14 protein-coding genes are annotated in these 16,921 nt (G+C 64.0%); 4 read left to right on the top strand and 10 right to left on the bottom strand.

Annotated elements, in window-relative coordinates:
• Window positions 1-153 precede the first annotated feature (153 nt).
• The 3 genes from AC19YX_RS16765 to AC19YX_RS16755 all read right to left on the bottom strand — a co-directional run bounded on the left by AC19YX_RS16765 (window position 154) and on the right by AC19YX_RS16755 (window position 4,914).
• Entirely contained in the window at window positions 154-1,479 is a 1,326-nt protein-coding gene (locus AC19YX_RS16765) for a sigma-54-dependent transcriptional regulator (RefSeq protein ID WP_500606628.1), read from the bottom strand.
• A complete protein-coding gene (locus AC19YX_RS16760) occupies window positions 1,473-3,236 on the bottom strand; it encodes a sensor histidine kinase (protein WP_500606627.1) in 1,764 nt (587 codons plus the stop codon). The genes AC19YX_RS16765 and AC19YX_RS16760 overlap by 7 nt, the downstream gene beginning before the upstream one ends.
• Window positions 3,237-3,390: 154 nt before the next feature.
• On the bottom strand, window positions 3,391-4,914 hold the full coding sequence (locus AC19YX_RS16755; protein ID WP_500606626.1) for a fumarate hydratase: 1,524 nt from the start codon (window positions 4,912-4,914) through the stop codon (window positions 3,391-3,393).
• A 336-nt stretch (window positions 4,915-5,250) separates the two neighbouring features.
• Here AC19YX_RS16755 and AC19YX_RS16750 point away from each other — a divergent pair, with 336 nt between their 5' ends.
• Both AC19YX_RS16750 and AC19YX_RS16745 read left to right on the top strand, forming a co-directional pair.
• Window positions 5,251-6,357: a GGDEF domain-containing protein gene (locus AC19YX_RS16750; RefSeq protein ID WP_078471882.1), complete on the top strand. Its 1,107-nt coding sequence runs from the start codon at window positions 5,251-5,253 to the stop codon at window positions 6,355-6,357.
• Window positions 6,350-7,288, top strand: a complete 939-nt coding sequence (locus AC19YX_RS16745) for an iron-sulfur-binding ferredoxin reductase (RefSeq protein WP_500606625.1) — start codon at window positions 6,350-6,352, stop codon at window positions 7,286-7,288. The genes AC19YX_RS16750 and AC19YX_RS16745 overlap by 8 nt, the downstream gene beginning before the upstream one ends.
• A gap of 132 nt (window positions 7,289-7,420) precedes the next feature.
• Here the strand turns inward: AC19YX_RS16745 and pyk are convergent, their stop codons facing one another.
• The gene (gene pyk / locus AC19YX_RS16740) at window positions 7,421-8,872 is read right to left on the bottom strand and encodes a pyruvate kinase (protein ID WP_078471880.1); all 1,452 of its coding nucleotides are present in this window, start codon (window positions 8,870-8,872) and stop codon (window positions 7,421-7,423) included.
• Between the two features lie 157 nt (window positions 8,873-9,029).
• On the opposite strand from pyk, the gene AC19YX_RS16735 reads away from it, so the two are divergent.
• A complete protein-coding gene (locus AC19YX_RS16735; protein WP_078471879.1) occupies window positions 9,030-9,404 on the top strand; it encodes a tetratricopeptide repeat protein in 375 nt (124 codons plus the stop codon).
• A 205-nt stretch (window positions 9,405-9,609) separates the two neighbouring features.
• Window positions 9,610-9,969 (top strand): PilZ domain-containing protein, encoded by a 360-nt coding sequence (locus AC19YX_RS16730; RefSeq protein ID WP_078471878.1) that lies wholly within the window; start codon window positions 9,610-9,612, stop codon window positions 9,967-9,969.
• A 15-nt stretch (window positions 9,970-9,984) separates the two neighbouring features.
• Here AC19YX_RS16730 and AC19YX_RS16725 read toward each other — a convergent pair whose 3' ends face one another.
• The 6 genes from AC19YX_RS16725 to AC19YX_RS16700 are packed head-to-tail and all read right to left on the bottom strand — an operon-like array spanning window position 9,985 to window position 16,751.
• The gene (locus AC19YX_RS16725; protein ID WP_500606624.1) at window positions 9,985-11,316 is read right to left on the bottom strand and encodes a DUF58 domain-containing protein; all 1,332 of its coding nucleotides are present in this window, start codon (window positions 11,314-11,316) and stop codon (window positions 9,985-9,987) included.
• A 13-nt stretch (window positions 11,317-11,329) separates the two neighbouring features.
• Window positions 11,330-12,355, bottom strand: coding sequence for an AAA family ATPase (locus tag AC19YX_RS16720; RefSeq protein ID WP_500606623.1), 1,026 nt, complete (start codon window positions 12,353-12,355; stop codon window positions 11,330-11,332).
• On the bottom strand, window positions 12,352-13,524 hold the full coding sequence (locus AC19YX_RS16715) for a DUF4350 domain-containing protein (RefSeq protein WP_500606622.1): 1,173 nt from the start codon (window positions 13,522-13,524) through the stop codon (window positions 12,352-12,354). Before AC19YX_RS16715 ends, AC19YX_RS16720 begins: the two co-directional genes overlap by 4 nt.
• The gene (locus AC19YX_RS16710) at window positions 13,521-15,062 is read right to left on the bottom strand and encodes a DUF4129 domain-containing protein (protein WP_500606621.1); all 1,542 of its coding nucleotides are present in this window, start codon (window positions 15,060-15,062) and stop codon (window positions 13,521-13,523) included. Before AC19YX_RS16710 ends, AC19YX_RS16715 begins: the two co-directional genes overlap by 4 nt.
• Window positions 15,049-16,029 (bottom strand): stage II sporulation protein M, encoded by a 981-nt coding sequence (locus AC19YX_RS16705; RefSeq protein WP_078472051.1) that lies wholly within the window; start codon window positions 16,027-16,029, stop codon window positions 15,049-15,051. Before AC19YX_RS16705 ends, AC19YX_RS16710 begins: the two co-directional genes overlap by 14 nt.
• Entirely contained in the window at window positions 16,026-16,751 is a 726-nt protein-coding gene (locus AC19YX_RS16700; RefSeq protein ID WP_078471873.1) for an RDD family protein, read from the bottom strand. The genes AC19YX_RS16705 and AC19YX_RS16700 overlap by 4 nt, the downstream gene beginning before the upstream one ends.
• Window positions 16,752-16,921 lie beyond the last annotated feature (170 nt).

The raw sequence follows: 16,921 nt of genomic DNA, 5'->3' as shown, positions 1-16,921 counted from the left end.
GGTGGGCTATAGCAGGAGCTGTGCCAGGTCGAAGAAGGCCGGTTTAGAGGGGGTAGGGCATTTGAGTAGGCGGAAATCCGCCTATCGAAGGCAGGTGTGTAAGCGGAAACTTGCCGAGCGGGGGTGGCAATGGTCGTCGATCACGTCTGGCGCCTACAAGAACATTTCCCGGTTCAAGCCGTGGCGTTGCATCTTTTCATTGAAGGTTCGGCGCGGCAGTTGCAGCTCTTCAAGCACGGCCTTCACGTCACCCTTGTGCCGGGTCAGGGCGGAGCGCAGGCAGTGGGCCTCGAACGCCTCCTGCTGCGCCGCCAGGGATTGCCCCGGGTCGATCCCCACTGGCTCCGGCTCGCCCAGCCCCAGCACCTGGCGTTCGGCAACGTTGGCCAGTTCGCGCACGTTGCCCGGCCAGTCATGGCTCAGCAGGTGGCTCAACTGCGGCCCGCTCAGGGGCGGGAAGGTGCGACCCAGACGCTCGGCGGCGTGTTGGGCGAAGGATTCGAACAACAGTGGAATGTCCTCGCGCCGCTCCCGCAGGGGCGGCAGGCGCAGCTCGGCCACGGTCAGCCGATACGCCAGGTCCTCGCGAAAGCGCCCGGCGCGGGCTTCGTCCAGCAGGTCGGGCTTGGTGGCGGCGATGATCCGCAAGTCGACATGGATGCTCTGGTTGGAGCCCAGGCGTTCGAGCTTCTGTTCTTGCAGCACGCGCAGCAGTTTGACTTGCTGGGCCAGGGGCATGCTTTCGATTTCATCGAGAAACAGCGTGCCGCCGTCGGCGTATTCGAGCTTGCCGATGCGTTTGCCCTGGGCGCCGGTAAAGGCGCCACTCTCGTGGCCGAACAGCTCGGCCTCGAACAGTTGCTCGGGAATTGCCGCGCAGTTCAATGCCACGAACGGCTTGCTGGCGCGCGGGCCGAAGTCGTGCAGGCAGCGCGCAACCAACTCTTTGCCGCTGCCGGTTTCGCCGCGGATTAGCACATTGACCGGCAGCGCGGCCAGATCCAGGACTTGGCGCCGCAGGGTCTGCAACCCGCGGGATACCCCCAGCAGCGTGGCATCCAGCTTCGCGCGGTGGTCCGCCAGCTGGTGCAAGGCGCGGTTTTCCAGGACCAGGCGGCGCTTGTCGAGGGCTCGCCGCAGGCTGCTGAGCAGGGCGTCGGGGCTGAAGGGTTTTTCCAGGAAGTCATACGCGCCGTCGCGCATGGCTTCCACGGCCATCGGCACGTCGCCGTGGCCAGTCAGCAGAATCACCGGCAAGTCCGGGTCCCGGCGCTGGACCTCGGCCAACAGTTCCAGCCCGCTCATGCCGGGCATGCGCACGTCGCTGAGAATGACCCCGGGGAAATGCTCCGGCAGGTGCGCGAGGCACTCATCGGCGCGGCTGAACAACTGCACGTCGAAGCCCGAGAGGCTCAGCCACTGTTCGATGGCTCTGCGGATGCTGCTTTCGTCATCGACCACCAGCACCGAATTCAGCATTGGATGTGCGCCTCCAGATCGATGGGCAGGTACAGCGTGAACACCGCGCCTTCGCCTTGATTGGCGGCGGTCAGGCGCCCGCCCAGCTCGTGGATGATGGCGTAGGACACCGCCAGCCCCAGGCCCAGCCCGTCGCCCACCGGCTTGGTGGTGAAGAACGGGTCGAAGACATTGGCCAGGTGTTCCTCGGCAATCCCGCCGCCGCTGTCGGCGATGCTCAGGCTCCACAGCTGATCATCGGCTTCGAGGCGGATTTCCAGGCGCCGGTGGGGCTTGTCGTGCATGGCGTCGAGGGCGTTGCGCAGCACGTTGATCAGCACTTGCTCCAGGCGGATCGCGTCGCCACGGACCCACGCCGGGCGCGTCAGGTGCAGTACCTGCTCGACGTTTTCATCCCGCAGGCGTGTCTCGAGCAGTTGCAGGGACTGATCCACCACCGCGGCCAGGTCCAGGCGCTCGCGCAGGCCGCTGGGGCTTTTGCGGGCGAAGGTCTTCAGGTGTCCGGTGAGGGCGGCCATGCGCGTCAGCATGTCATCCAGTGGCCGCAGGGCCTTGTAGGCATCATCGACCCGACCGTGATCCAGCAGCAGGCGCAGGGTAGCCAGTTGCATGCGCTGGGTGGTCAGCGGCTGGTTGATCTCATGGGCCAGGGCCGCTGACATTTGCCCGAGGGCTGCCAGCTTCGCCGATTGCACCAGGCCATCCTGGGCGGTGCGCAGGTCGCGGGTGCGCTCCTCGACCAGTTGTTCGAGTTCTTCGCGGCTGCGCTGGCGCAACTTGGCCAGGCGCCAGCGCTGGGTCAGGAACAGCAGCAGAAAGACCAGGGTCAGCCAGGCGCCGGCGGCGGCCAGCCCGGCGTTGCGTCGGTCTTCGTCGACCTGGGGCCGGCGCAGCAGGTGCAGGGTCCAGCCTTCGGCGCTCAGGGGCAGGGACTCCCACAGGTAGTCGGCATTGCCCTGCGGGCCGTTGACCCGGGTCAGCTTGCTGTTGTCGTCAAAGTGCCTGAGGGTCTGATGTTCCAGCGGTGTCAGCGGTTGCTTGTCGTATTGGCGGGTGGTCTTGATGTCCGCCAGCTCGCTGTCGGACAGCAGGCGCAATTGGCGGTAGCGCCAGCCAGGCTGGTTGGCGATAAAAATGATGCCCCGGGCGTCGCTGACCAGCAGGGTGTCGCTGCCCTGGCTCCACTCACGTTCCAGCTCCGGAAACTCCAGCTTTACCACCATGGCCCCGAGGAATTCTTCGGCGTCGCCCTTGACCGCACTGGACAGGAAATAGCCGGGAATGCCACTGGTCACGCCCACCGCGTAAAAGCGTCCGGTGCCCTGGCTGCGGGTCTGGCTGAAGTAAGGGCGAAAGCCATAGTTGTGCCCGACATAACTGCTGGGCAGGCGCCAGTTGCTGGCGGCCACGGCGAGGCCGTCGTGGTTGAGCAGCTCGAGGGTCGAGGAGCGGGCCGCGCCGTTGATTTTTTCCAGCTTGCGGTTCAGCGCATCCTGTTGCTCGGCGCTCAGCGGGCCGCTGAGGGCGCTGCGCAACTCGGGGTCCAGGGCCAGCACGGCCGGCAGCGCGCGATAGCGTTCAATCAGGGTGTGCAGGGAATTGGCGTACAGCCCGAGTTGTTCGTTGGCCCGGGCGGCGTCATCGACCAGGGCCTGGCGTTCGGCGTGATGCATGGCCAGGCCGGCGCTGATGACGGCACCAGCGAGAATCACCAGGGAATAAAACGTCAGGCGTAGCGGGCGCGAGATCTGGGCCATGAGTCAGGGCAGGCTGCAATGGGGGCGGGAACGATAGCATGAGTGCCCCACGGGGCGTTGATCGTGGACAGTTTCGCCGGTGAAATCTGCCCATGAAAAAGGCGGCGGGCCGTTCAATGAACAGCGCCGCCGCCTGGGTTGACGCGTGGAAGCCTTACTGCACTTCTACCGCCAGGCTTTCACTGATCTTTTTCTGCCAGATTGCCGGGCCGGTGATGTGCACCGACTCGCCCTGGCTGTCGACGGCCACGGTGACCGGCATGTCCTTGACCTCGAACTCGTAGATCGCCTCCATGCCCAGTTCGGCGAACGCCAGGACCTTGGATTTCTTGATCGCCTGGGCCACCAGGTAGGCTGCGCCGCCGACGGCCATCAGGTACACGGCCTTGTTGTCCTTGATCGCCTCGATCGCGGTCGGACCGCGTTCGGACTTGCCGATCATGCCCAGAAGGCCGGTCTGCTCGAGGATCTGCCGGGTGAACTTGTCCATCCGCGTGGCGGTAGTCGGGCCGGCAGGGCCTACCACTTCGTCACCGACCGGATCGACCGGGCCGACGTAGTAGATGAAGCGACCCTTGAGGTCCACCGGCAGGGTTTCACCCTTGTTCAGCATCTCGACCATGCGCTTGTGCGCCGCGTCGCGACCGGTGAGCATCTTGCCGTTGAGCAGCACGGTTTCGCCCGGCTTCCAGCTCTGCACGTCTTCCGGGGTCAGGGTGTCGAGGTTGACGCGACGGGCCGACGGGCCGGCTTCCCAGACGATTTCCGGGTAGGCGTCCAGCGGTGGCGCTTCCAGGGATGCCGGGCCGGAACCGTCGAGCACGAAGTGCGCGTGGCGGGTGGCGGCGCAGTTGGGGATCATGCACACCGGCAGCGAGGCGGCGTGGGTCGGGTAATCCATGATCTTCACGTCGAGCACGGTGGTCAGGCCACCCAGGCCCTGGGCGCCGATGCCCAGTTGGTTGACCTTCTCGAACAGCTCCAGGCGCATCTCTTCGATACGGTTGGACGGGCCACGGGCCTTGAGCTCGTGGATGTCGATGGATTCCATCAACACTTCCTTGGCCATCACTGCGGCTTTCTCGGCGGTGCCGCCGATACCGATGCCCAGCATGCCTGGCGGGCACCAGCCGGCGCCTATGGTCGGAACGGTCTTGAGCACCCAGTCGACGATCGAGTCGGACGGGTTGAGCATGGCCATTTTCGACTTGTTCTCGGAGCCGCCGCCCTTGGCCGCCACGTCCACTTCCACGGTGTTGCCCGGGACGATGGAGTAGTGGATGACCGCCGGGGTGTTGTCCTTGGTGTTTTTACGCGCGCCCGCCGGGTCGGCCAGGATCGAAGCCCGCAGGACATTTTCCGGCAGGTTGTAAGCGCGACGCACGCCTTCGTTGATCATGTCGTCCAGGCCCATGGTCGCGCCATCCCAGCGCACGTCCATGCCTACGCGGACAAATACGGTAACGATGCCGGTGTCCTGGCAGATCGGGCGGTGGCCAGTGGCACACATGCGCGAGTTGATCAGGATTTGCGCCATGGAATCACGGGCTGCCGGCGATTCTTCGCGCAGGTAGGCCTCGTGCATCGCCTGGATGAAGTCCACGGGGTGGTAGTAGGAAATGAACTGCAGGGCGTCGGCAACGCTCTGTATCAGGTCGTCTTGCTTGATCACGGTCATGAGTCGCGCTCCTCTAAAAGACGGGAACATTTAATAAGGTGCTTGCAGCTTGGGTGCATCGGTCGGTTGCAAACACCTTCTTGAGGCACGCCGGACACACATTGGCGCGACGCTAAAAAGGCGCGGCAGTATACCGCGCCTCAGTCCCGGGCACACCCGCCAGCCGCCAAACGAAAGTCGAGCAGCGAACAGGCACTGTTCTTGCGTGAACGCGTCAGACGTAGCATTAAAACGCCACAAATTTGAATAGTTATTTTTTCGCCACGGCACTAAAGTGGCAAGTGGCCTGTAGGGTAGGAAACTCTTTAAGCCCCCTTTCGCACGGTGAGTCAACGATTGACCCATAAAGCTATTCAGCGTCTTTTAATCAAGCGTTTTGCCATTGCTGCGGGCAGTTACGCATTGATTTTGCTGTTGCTCTGGGTCGCCATCCTTACCGGACATTATTCTGCTCCGGTCAGCGCCGCGCTGATCGATACGGTCCTGGTGGTGATCAGCCAGGCCATCCTGTTTGGCCTGTTCATCAGCGGGCGCAACCTGCGGTTTTCCGATCCAAGCCTTACCGAAGTGCAGGTGCTGCTGGGTATCACCTGGCAGACCTGGCTGTTGGCGCACCTGGATATCGCCCGTGGCACCTTCCTGGTGTTCTACGTGGTGCCCATGTTGTTCGGGCTCTTTCATCTTTCGCGGCGGGCCTTTACCCGTTGTGCGATGTGGATATTCATCAGTTTTGCCGCGCTCAACCTGTGGGAGGCCTATCACTTCCGGCTGGCAGACCCGCGGTTGGCAGTGTTGCAGGTGAGCGTGCTGTTCGTGGTGCTGCTGTGGCTGTGCCTGTACGCCAGCTATGTGCAGGCTTCGCGCCAGCGCATGCGACAACGGCGCTTCGCCTTGCAGGCCCACCAGGACACCTTGCGTGGCATGATGCGTCAGCTCGAGGACCTGGTGGCCACCGATGAACTGACGGGCCTGTTCAATCGACGGCACTTCCTTCGGCTCGCTTCCCGTGAGTTGCACGCCATGGGCGCCGACCAGGTGCACGGCCTGGCGCTAATCGACCTCGACCATTTCAAACGGATCAACGATATGCATGGCCATGCCGCCGGCGACCAGGTGTTACAAGCGTTTGCCGCAGTGGCCAGCGCCTGCCTGCGCGAAGGTGATGTGCTGGCTCGCTACGGCGGTGAAGAGTTTGTCCTGTTGCTGCCTGAATGCGACGCCGAGCGCTTGACCTCCTGTTGCGAGCGCCTGCGCATTGCGTTTATGGATGCCCAACTGGTTGGCTTGAAGGTGCGCGACCTCAGTCTGTCGGCGGGCATGACCCTGTTGGTGCTGGACGATGACCTCGATGATGCGCTGCAGCGTGCTGATCAGGCGCTGTATCGGGCCAAGCGCGATGGCCGCAACCGCTGCGCGGCGGCGTGGGAGCAGGCCGATGCCTGAGCTGCGGGTCGGTGAGCGGCAGTGGTCGGTGGCGGCGGGCAGTAATCTGCTGGATGCGCTGAATCAGGCCGGCATGGCGGTGCCCTACAGTTGCCGCGCCGGCAGTTGCCATGCGTGCCTGGTGCGGTGCGTCCAGGGCTTGCCCAGCGATAGCCGACCCGATGCCCTGAGCGACGAGCAGCGCCGTCTCGGCTGGCGCCTGGCCTGTCAGTGCCAGGTGAACGAGGATCTGCTGGTCGAAACCTTCGATCCCCTGCGCGATGGCCTGTCTGCCGTGGTGCAGGGGGCTGACTGGTTATCGTCCACGGTACTGCGTCTGCGATTGCAGCCCGAACGCAATCTGCGCTATCAGGCCGGCCAGCATCTGGTGCTGTGGACGACCAGTGGCGTGGCGCGCCCTTATTCACTGGCGAGCCTGCCCGAGGAAGACCGCTTTCTGGAGTTCCACCTCGACTGTCGCCAGGCGGGGGCATTCAGTGATGTGGCGCGTGAGCTGAAGCCGGGCGACCCGCTGCGCCTGGGGGAGCTGCGAGGAGGGGCGCTGCACTACGACCCGGATTGGCAGAGCCGGCCGCTGTGGCTGCTGGCGGCCGGCACCGGTTTGGCGCCGTTGTTCGGGGTATTGCGTGAGGCATTGCGCCAGGATCATCAGGGCGCGATCCGGGTTATCCACCTCGCCCATGATGCCGGCGAGCATTACCTGGCCAAGCCCCTGGCGGCCCTGGCGGCGAATCATCCCAACCTCAGCGTCGAGTTGCTGACCCCGGCCGAACTGCCCTTGGCCTTGGGTCAACTGCGGCTGACGTCCCGGCAAACCCTGGCGCTGCTCTGCGGTCACCCCGACAGCGTCGACACCTTCGCCCGGCGTCTGTACCTGTCAGGCTTGCCGCGCAATCAACTGCTGGCCGACGTCTTCCTGCCGCGAGCCTGACAGGCCACGGCGTCCTCGCGGGCCAGCGCATCTATGCCTGACGCTCCCCAGCGCGCTCAAGCACCAACAGCTACCCAACGAAAAAAGCCCCGACGTTTTCACGACGGGGCTTTTGCGTTCAGCGCGTGCTGCTTAGACCATCGGGTCGCCAACGTGCAGGATCTTCATGCCATTGGTGCCGCCGGTGGTGTGGTAGCTGTCGCCCTTGGTCAGGATGACCCAGTCGCCTTTTTCTACCACGCCGAGTTTCAGCAGTTCGTCGATGGCTGCCTGGCTGACCTGCTCCGGTGGCAGGGATGCCGGGTCGAACGGCACGGTGTAGACGCCACGGAACATGGCGGCACGGGCCTGGGTTTCGCGGTGCGGGGAGAACGCGTAGATCGGGATCGAGGAACGAATGCGCGACATGATCAACGGCGTATAGCCACTTTCGGTCAAGGCGATGATCGCCTTCACGCCCGGGAAGTGGTTGGCGGTGTACATGGCGGCCAGGGCGATACTCTGGTCGCAGCTTTCGAAGACCTTGCCGATACGGTGGCTGGAAGTCTTGCTGGTTGGATGCTTTTCAGCGCCGACGCAGATCCGCGCCATCGCTTGAACCGCTTCCAGCGGGTACGGGCCCGCGGCACTTTCAGCCGAAAGCATCACGGCGTCGGTGTAGTCGAGCACGGCGTTGGCCACGTCGGACACTTCGGCGCGGGTTGGCATCGGGTTCTGGATCATCGACTCCATCATCTGGGTCGCCACGATCACTGCCTTATTGTGGCGACGAGCGTGGAGGATGATCTTCTTCTGGATGCCGATCAGTTCGGCGTCGCCGATTTCCACACCCAGGTCGCCACGGGCAACCATGACGGCGTCGGACGCCTTGATCAGCCCATCAAGGGTCTCGTCGTCGGCTACGGCTTCGGCGCGTTCGATCTTCGCCACCAGCCAGGCGGTGCCGCCGGCTTCGTCGCGCAGTTTACGGGCGTATTCCATGTCGGCGGCGTCGCGCGGGAAGGACACGGCGAGGTAGTCGACTTCCATTTCGGCGGCGAGCTTGATGTCAGCCTTGTCTTTTTCAGTCAGGGCCGGTGCGGTCAGGCCGCCACCGCGACGGTTGATGCCTTTGTGATCCGACAGCGGGCCGCCGATGGTGACCACGCAGTTCAGTTCGGTGTCGGAGGCGGTTTCAACGCGCATCACCACACGACCGTCGTCGAGCAGCAGCTCGTCGCCGACGCCGCAATCCTTGACCAGGTCCGGGTAGTCGATACCCACGATCTGCTGGTTGCCTTCGGTCAGCGGATGCACGGTGGAGAAGGTGAAGTGATCACCGATCTTCAGCTCGATGCGCTTGTTGGCGAATTTGGCGATGCGGATCTTAGGGCCTTGCAGGTCACCCAGCAGCGCGACAAAACGCCCGTGCTTGGCCGCGAGATCGCGTACCAGCTTGGCGCGAGCCTTGTGCTCGTCGGGGGTGCCGTGGGAGAAGTTCAGACGGGCGACGTCGAGGCCCGCGAGAATCAGCTGTTCGAGAACTTCCGGCGAGTTACTGGCCGGGCCGAGGGTGGCAACGATTTTGGTACGACGAACGGACATGCAAGACTCCTAAAGTTCAAGCGCAACGAGAGGCTACTATGGTCCGAAGTTGTAGTCATTGTTCGTTTGCACTACTTATTCGTTTGTTTGTTTAAACGAACAACCTTGAAGATTTTCGCTGATGAGTCGATACACTGCACAAGACAGGAGATCCCCCATGCGCTTCGTACTCATTGCTGCCCTGGCCGTCAGTGTTGTCGGCTGTACCCGCTGGTCGATGGACCACCATTTGAACAATGCCTACCGCGCCTACGATCGCGGTAACTGCGAGAGCGTGATGCTCGAACTCAGCCAGGTCGATCGCACCAGCCGTTCGCGCCGCTATGTGCAGCCGGAAGTCTCCATGTTGCGCGGGCAATGCCTGGAGCGGCAGAAACTGTTCGTCGATGCTGCGCAGACCTATCAGTTCATCCTCACCGAGTACCCGAGCAGCGAGTATGCGTTCCGTGCCCGTGCTCGGCTGGAAACCCTGCAACAGTTGGGCTACTACCCGCCGCGTACCGGCGCCCAGGTCCGCCCGGCAACCTTGTAATTATATTCGTCATACATTCCGTGGCCGGGCTTGGGCCTTGAGCTAAGATTGCGGAGTCCGCCTGGAGCTTCGCATCCGAATCGCCGGCTCTGCTGGCTGCCCGCGACCGGCGACAGCACGGACTCGGGAGAGCGGCCTGCCTGCAGGTCTGCTCCGAAGCCCTAGTGCGGCCATGCTTAATGGCCTCTGCATAGCGATCTTCAGCATGCCTACCGAACGTCGGATAGAGCGGCACCAGCTGCCGTACTTTTTGAAAGTCTACAATCGACTCACCGACAAGCCTGTCGGCAGCCTGGGCAATGTCTCGCAAGACGGTTTGATGCTGATCAGCCAGTTGCCGATGATGGTGGGGGTCGATTTCGAACTGCGGGTGAAGCTTCCGGGCAACACCGGTCGAGCGCAGTTCATCGACTTCACGGCCAACTGCCTGTGGTGCCACGAAGACGTAACGCCCCATTATTACGACGCGGGTTTTGCCCTGCAGCGGGCGTCTGCCGAGTACCGGCAACTGGTGAGTGACCTGCAGCACTACTTCAGTTTCTATCCCTTGCAGGCCTCGGCCTAGCCTGCCGGCCCTGGCTCACAGGGTGCCGGCTTTCTTCCAGCTCAGGTAACGGGTCACCAGTTCCGCGCCCAGCTCGCCCGGACGGGCGTCGAGCAAGGAGACGCCGTGGGCCAGCAACCGCTCATGCAGCTCACTCCGGGCGTTCAGATAATCCACGGTACCGCAGTAGGTCAGGGCCTCGGGCAGAGTCTGCACCGGTGCTTGGCGCAGTTCGTCGAGGACTTCTTCACGCAGGCTGGCCACCAGCACCCGGTGTTGGCGGCTGATGCGCTTGACCGCCGTCAGCAGTTCTTCGTCATCTTCATCGCGCAGGTTGGTGACCAGCACCACCAGTGCCCGGCGTTTCTGCCGTGCCAGCAAGTGGCTGGCGGCGGCCTGGTAGTCGGCGGGGCGCTGGCTGCTGTCCAGGTCGTACACCGAGTTGAGCAAGACGCTGAGCTGCGCCGAGCCCTTGACCGGGGCCAGGTAGCGCGGTGCCTGGCTGGCAAAGGTGCTCAGGCCTACCGCATCGCCCTGGCGCAAGGCCACGTAACTCAGCAGCAGGCAAGCATTGAGGGCATGGTCGAAATGCGCCAGCTCGCCATCCTGGCTGCGCATGCGGCGGCCGCAGTCGAGCATGAAGATAATCTGCTGGTCGCGTTCGTCCTGGTACTCGCGGGCAATCGGCGTGCGCTGGCGGGCGGTGGCTTTCCAGTCGATCTGGCGCAGGCTGTCGCCTTCGCGAAACTCCCGCAGCTGGTTGAACTCCAGGCCCAGGCCCCGGCGTTGCAACTGGCGCACCCCGAGCTGGCTTAGCCAGTTGTCCACCGCCAGCAATTGCGCGCCGTAGAGGCGGGCGAAGTCCGGGTACACGCGGGTGCTGTCGGGCAGGGGCAGGATCCGTCGCGCACTCCACAGTCCCAGGGTGCTGGGCAGGTTGAGCTCGCAGTAGGCGAAGTTGAAATGCCCACGCTTGAGCGGTCGCACTCGATAGCCGAACTGACTGTGCCGCCCGGGTTCGAGGGTCAGGCCCTGAGGCAGGTGTTCGAAGCTCAAGCCGTCCGGTACATGGTCAAAGACTTCGACGGCGCGCGGCCGCTGATAGTCGTGGTGCAGCTCCAGGCTGACTTCGCTCCAGCGCCCCAGCGGCAGGCTGCCGGGGATCTGCCGCCGCAGTCGGGGCGAGGGCAGGCGCCAGAGCAGCACGGCATCGAGCACCGCCAGCAGCAACAAGGCCAACAGCAGGCCCCAGGCAATCGACTGGAGGCTTGGTGGGAGGTCCAGGCCCAGGGCACCGCAGGCGCCCAGGACGATGTCCAGGCCCAGCAGCACGCCCAGCCAGATCAGCAGCAGGCGCGAAGGTTTCATCGGTTCAGATGGCTCATAGGCGTGGCGCCGGGATCTGGTCGAGCAGTTGCTTGAGCACCTGCTCCACCGACAGGCCTTCGATATCCAGTTCCGGGGCGATCCGCACCCGATGGCGCAACACCGCCAGGGCACAGCCTTTGACGTCGTCGGGAATCACGAAGTCGCCACCACGCAACAGCGCTCGCGCCCGCGCGCCGCGGACCAGGGCAATCGATGCCCGGGGGCCGGCGCCCAGGGTCAAGCCGGGCCAGGTACGGGTGGCGCGGGCCAGGCGCACGGCGTAGTCGAGCACCTGTTCGTCCAGCGGCAGATCGCTGGCAATCCGTTGCAGGGTCAGCACGTCCTTGGCTTGCAATACGGTGCGCAGGGGTTGCACTTCCAGCATGTCGGCGCGGGTCGAACGAGCGACCTGGCGCACCATGTCCAGTTCCTGCTCGGCGTCTGGGTAGTCCATGCGCAGTTTGAGCATGAAACGGTCAAGTTCGGCTTCCGGCAGCGGGTAGGTGCCTTCCTGTTCGATCGGGTTCTGGGTCGCCAGCACCATGAACGGCTGACCGATCGGCAGGGCCTGGCCTTCCAGTGTGACCTGGCGTTCCTGCATGGCTTCGAGCAGCGCGGCCTGGGTCTTGGCCGGTGCGCGGTTGATCTCGTCCGCGAGCAACAGGTTGGTGAACAGCGGACCCTTGCGCAGCTTGAACTGCTCGGTCTGCATGTCGTACACCGCGTGCCCGGTGACGTCGCTGGGCATCAGGTCCGGGGTGAACTGGATGCGCGCGAACTCACCGCCAAAGCAGCGAGCCAGGGCGCGCACCAGCAAGGTCTTGCCCAGGCCCGGCACGCCTTCGAGCAGTACATGGCCGCCGGCAATCAGCGCCGTGAGCACGTCGTCGATCACCGCGTCCTGGCCGATCACGACTTTTTGCAGTTCCTGGCGTACGGCCTGGGCCAATTGGCTGGCGCGCTGGCGCTGTTGGGCCAGATGTTGTTCGGCAGGGAGGGCGTCAGTGGATGGAAGCGGGTCTTCGGGAAGTTCGCTCATAGGGCATTCCTGAGAGTTTGCAGGTGGGCGACCAGGCGGCTGAAATCGGCGCTGGAGTGGCGCTGCCCGCTGCCTGACGGCAGCGCCTGGCTGATGGCATCGATGGGTTGCTGGGTCAGGCGCGCGAGCACCTGGCACTGTTGTTCGGTGTCGAGGCGTTCAAACCCCGGGTGCCGGCGACGGGCGCGGCGCTGGATGTCCAGGCGCAGGGCCTTGAGCAGGGCGCCCTGGCCGCCATGGCGCAACAGGAAGTCGGCGCTGGCGCGCAGGTGTTCGCGCAACTGGCGCCGCGCCTTGGGCGGAGGTGCCTGCAGCGGACCGTGGCGTACGCCGACATGCCACAGCCAGAGGCCGATCAACGCCGCCAGGGCCACCAGGGCTTGGGGGAAGTACCGTAGCAGTAGCTGCCAGAGACCGTCGTGGTGGGTGTCGAATAACAGGGTGACGGTGCTGTCGGTGCTCAAATACCACAGCAGCCAGGCGTTGTCGTAGCGGCCGATCTGGGTGTTTTTCCAGATTTCGGCGTCCGTCAGCACCGTCACCGTGCCGCTGCCGTAGGACAGTTGCATCATGTGGGTGGCGACGCCGCTGTTGGCCCAGGATCGCGCCAGGTCGTGGGGGTCATCGAGATCAAAGTCATTGTCGAAGCTGAAGTAGGCCGGTGCTTTTTCATCTTCCAGGTACAGCTTGGTCAACTTCGGGAAGTCTTCTTTTTCTTCAGGTTCCTGCGGCTGGGGCGGGTGTTCCTGGTCGGCGCTCATAAATTGATGAATTCGCAGCCGGTCCAGCAGCAGGTCGCCGCTTTTTTCGGTTTTTTCGTCCCATAGCGCCTCGGCGACCAGCACCAGGCGCCCGCCGGCGCGGGTCCAGTTCAGCACTTGGCGAACCTGGCGTGGGGTCATGTTCGAGCGCTCCCCCAGCATCAGCAGGGTTTGGCCGTGGGACTCCAGGGTCGGCAGAATTTCCAGGCCATCGGCGTGCTGGACCTTGAGTCCGCGCTGCTGCAGAAACTGCTCGGCGGCCAGGTAAGGGTTGGACAGGGCCTCGGGGGAGGGGCCGTGGTCGATGACTTCCTGGTAGGGCACCGCGTTGCGATAAATGACGTAAGCGACCCCGGCGACCAGTACGCACAGCACCAGGCCCAGGGCCCATGGCAAGCCACGCTTCATGGTCGCACCTGCGGCTCGAACAGCGCCCGCCAGGCGTCGCACAGTTCCTGTTGCAGGTGCGCCGCCGGCAGTCGGTGGCCATAGGCGAGGTTTTGCCAGTGTTGGGTCAGGCTGCTGCTGAACGCCAGCAAGGCCGGTTGCTGCAAGCCCCGGATCCGTTCCAGGACCTGGCCTTCAGTGTCGGCGGCCTTGAGTGGCAACTGGTAGTCATGCAGCAAGCGGTTGAGCAGGGCCCGGTACAGCAGGCCCAGGGCTTCCCGGGGCTGGCTCTGCCACAGCCGTGCGGCACTGGCGGCGATGTCTTCGGGCAGGGTTTCGCTGGCGACATCCAGCCCGAACAACTGGGTCGGCTGGGGCCTCGGGATTTTTTTTCGTGGCTGGGGGCGCCGGCTGACAAACGCTTGCAACCACTCGCGGTAGCGCCAGATCACCAGGGCGATCGTGCCCAGGACCACGGCCCAGAGAAAGACTTCCAGACCCTTGGCAATGCTGGCGAAGGTGCCGCCGTCCAGGTTACCCAGCAGCTTCTTCAACCAGCTCGGCGGTTTACCCGACTGGGTGCCTGGCTTGGGTTCGTCGCCGAAGCGGTAGCGTGTCACCGATTCCGGATTCTTGAACGGCGGTTTTTCCAGGATCGCCTGGACGCCATCTTTTGACGCCTGGCTGTTCAATGCCTGGTTGCGCAGGCGCAGGTGGGTCGAGGGGTCGACCTCTGCGGCGGCCCAGACTTCTTGATGCAGCGGGACCAGCGTCAGGCCCACCAGCAATAGCAGCGCCGCCACGCTGCTCAGGCGTTGGCGCAGGCGGCGGAACACCAGCTCCAGGTCCCAGGCCTCCAGTTCGGTACGGCGGTTGAGATAAAGGCTGAAACCGCAGGCGACGTAGATCGGTTCCCAGGCAATCAGCACCAGCGCGTAGAAGGCATTGGTCAGGTGCTCCAGCCATAGCCAGTCCTGTTGGGCGGCCGCGACCAGGGTTTTCTGCCAGTCCCAGTCGAGTTCGATCTGCTGCGGCAGCATCAGGTAGAACAGCACCATCAGACCGATCCACAGCGCGCCTTCAAGGTGTACACCGATCAGGGTCAGCCAGCGCGCGGCGCCGGCATTTTTTTGCAGCAGAACGTTGAGTCGTTGCTGACGCGCCTCACCGCTCAGGCCTTCGAGCTGCACCACCGGCATCACGAAACTGCGGCTCATGCTCAGGCGGCGCCAGGTCAGGCTCGCCAGCAGTTGTGGCTTGAGCAGGCGCGGCCATTGGCGCAGCGCCTGGCCCAGGGTCGGGGTTTCGCCGAACAGGGCCTTGGACAGAATAAACAGCGGCAGCCGGTCGAAGGCCGGTTTCAACCACCAGAACAGCAGCAGGGCCCATGAGGGCGACTGCCACAGCAGCAGGCTGAGCAAGGCAAAGACCGGCAGGGTGACGATGGCCCAACTGGTCATCAGCAGCCGACGATGCTGCTGGCTCAGCAGCACGCCCAGGTCCATGGCTTCCCAGGGCGTGCGCGGGCGGATCGCCACACTTGAGTCACTCAGGCGCATGGGCGGTACGTCCGGCAAAAATCAGATAAAGCGCCACCAGCGCCCACAGGGCTGCGCCCACCAGGTATTTGATCCAGGGCGCGGGCCAGGTCAGGGAGGACCAATAGGCTTCAATAAAGGCGGCGATCAATAAAAACAGCATCACTCCACAGACCAGTTGCACGCTCTTGCGCGAGGCTTGCAGCAGCGCTTCGCCCCGGGGCAGGCGCCCGGGGGCGATCAGCGCCCAGCCCAGTTGCAGGCCTGCCGCGCCGGCCAGGGCAATGGCCGTGAGCTCGAAGGCACCATGGCCGATGACAAACGACCAGAAGGTCTGCCCGGAGCCGATTTGCGTCAGGTGGCCGGCAATGGCGCCAATCATCAAACCGTTGAAGAACAGGAAGAACACGCTGCCCAGGCCGAACAGCAGCCCGCTGGCGAAGGTCTGAAAGGCAATGCCGATGTTGTTCATGATGTAGTAGCCGAACATCACCCAGTCTTCGCTGGAGGCGCGCGCGGCATCTCGGCCCAGGCGGCTGGAGTCGGGGTCGTACATGCTCTGCATGGCGCCCACCTGCTCCGGGCTTACCAGGCTGTAGACCAGGTCGGGAAACAGATAGACCAGCAGGCCGAAGCCCAGCAGGCTGCCGAAGAACAGCAGCCCGGCAGCCAGCACGAAGCGCCATTGTTCGCGCACCAGGCGTGGAAACCCGGCGAGTACGAAACCCAGCACCTTGGCGCTCAAAGGCGTGCGTTGCCGGTACAGCTGTTGATGGCCGCGCAGCGCCAATTGTTGCAGCGGGTCGATCAGGTAGCTGCTGTAGCCGCGCTCCTGGGCCAACGCCAGGTGTTGGCACAAGCGGCGGTAGTCCTGGGGGAAACTCAGGCAGTCTTCGGCCTTGGCCTGGCGGCGCTCCAGTTGCTCCAGCAGTTGGCTGAAACGCTGCCACTCGGGTTGATGGCGACTTTCGAACAGGCTTTGCTTCATGTCGGCCCCAAAAAGCCACGGGCGATGCCGTTGAGCTCGGCCTTGGCCTGGTTAATGGGAACCTGCAGGGGCTGGGCGAGAATCGCCGCCAGCTCGTCGATTCGTTCTGCCGACAGTTGGCTCTGGCGTTCGGCGAAACCGAGGATTGCCCGCTGCTCATCGAGCTTGAGGGCGAAAGGTGCGCGCCTGGGTTCAGCCTCGGGCAATGCCGGGCGGTCCAGGGTGCGCTCGCGATAGATCACCAGGGTGCCGGCGGCCAGGTCGCCGAGGCGCTTGAAGGTCGGGTGCTGCAGGCAACTGATGGCGCCGAGGAAATAGCCAAATGGCAACATGTCGGCAAACCGCAACAGGTTGCGGGTCAGGGACGGGCCCCAGCCAATGGGCGTGCCGTCATCCTGCACGACCCTGAGCCCCATCAGCATCTTGCCGGGCGAGCGACCCTGGTTGAGCACCTCGAACAGCACCATGTACCACCAACTGATCAGGAACAGCAGAAGCGAACCCAGGCCCATGCCCAGCTTGCCGAGAAACGCCAGGGCAATGAACAGCACGCCGAGGATCGCCCCGCGAAACCCCAGGTCGATGGCAAAGGCCATGGCACGCGACATCAACCCGGCCGGGCGCAGCGGCAAGTCGATGCCTTCCGGCGTCTCGACCTGGTACCGCGTATCCAGTGGCGGGTGCAGCGGTGCTTTCCGTGGCAGTGCTGTGGTCTCGGGCATGGGCAACGGGTGGCTGGCCTGGTTGAGAAAAAATCCAGGGCAGATGCTAGCAGTGTCGGGGGGGCAAACGACATCACTAACTGTCGCGATGACGCATCGGGTAACCGATCTGGTGCAAGATCGCTGGCCGCGGCGGCTGCCTAGCGCCTAGACTTTGCCGGTCTTCAGTT

The sequence above is a fragment of the Pseudomonas sp. MF09150 genome, assembly GCF_059862355.1.
Note: the sequence above shows the minus strand (reverse complement) of the source record. Positions and strands in the feature narration are given on the sequence as shown.

Coding starts and splice junctions, on each gene's coding strand:
- AC19YX_RS16755 (WP_500606626.1), bottom strand. CDS start 4,914: ATGACCGTGATCAAGCAAGACGACCTGATACAGAGCGTTGCCGACGCC.
- AC19YX_RS16760 (WP_500606627.1), bottom strand. CDS start 3,236: ATGGCCCAGATCTCGCGCCCGCTACGCCTGACGTTTTATTCCCTGGTG.
- AC19YX_RS16725 (WP_500606624.1), bottom strand. CDS start 11,316: ATGAAACCTTCGCGCCTGCTGCTGATCTGGCTGGGCGTGCTGCTGGGC.
- pyk (WP_078471880.1), bottom strand. CDS start 8,872: ATGTCCGTTCGTCGTACCAAAATCGTTGCCACCCTCGGCCCGGCCAGT.
- AC19YX_RS16700 (WP_078471873.1), bottom strand. CDS start 16,751: ATGCCCGAGACCACAGCACTGCCACGGAAAGCACCGCTGCACCCGCCA.
- AC19YX_RS16710 (WP_500606621.1), bottom strand. CDS start 15,062: ATGCGCCTGAGTGACTCAAGTGTGGCGATCCGCCCGCGCACGCCCTGG.
- AC19YX_RS16735 (WP_078471879.1), top strand. CDS start 9,030: ATGCGCTTCGTACTCATTGCTGCCCTGGCCGTCAGTGTTGTCGGCTGT.
- AC19YX_RS16745 (WP_500606625.1), top strand. CDS start 6,350: ATGCCTGAGCTGCGGGTCGGTGAGCGGCAGTGGTCGGTGGCGGCGGGC.
- AC19YX_RS16705 (WP_078472051.1), bottom strand. CDS start 16,029: ATGAAGCAAAGCCTGTTCGAAAGTCGCCATCAACCCGAGTGGCAGCGT.
- AC19YX_RS16720 (WP_500606623.1), bottom strand. CDS start 12,355: ATGAGCGAACTTCCCGAAGACCCGCTTCCATCCACTGACGCCCTCCCT.
- AC19YX_RS16715 (WP_500606622.1), bottom strand. CDS start 13,524: ATGAAGCGTGGCTTGCCATGGGCCCTGGGCCTGGTGCTGTGCGTACTG.
- AC19YX_RS16765 (WP_500606628.1), bottom strand. CDS start 1,479: ATGCTGAATTCGGTGCTGGTGGTCGATGACGAAAGCAGCATCCGCAGA.
- AC19YX_RS16730 (WP_078471878.1), top strand. CDS start 9,610: ATGCCTACCGAACGTCGGATAGAGCGGCACCAGCTGCCGTACTTTTTG.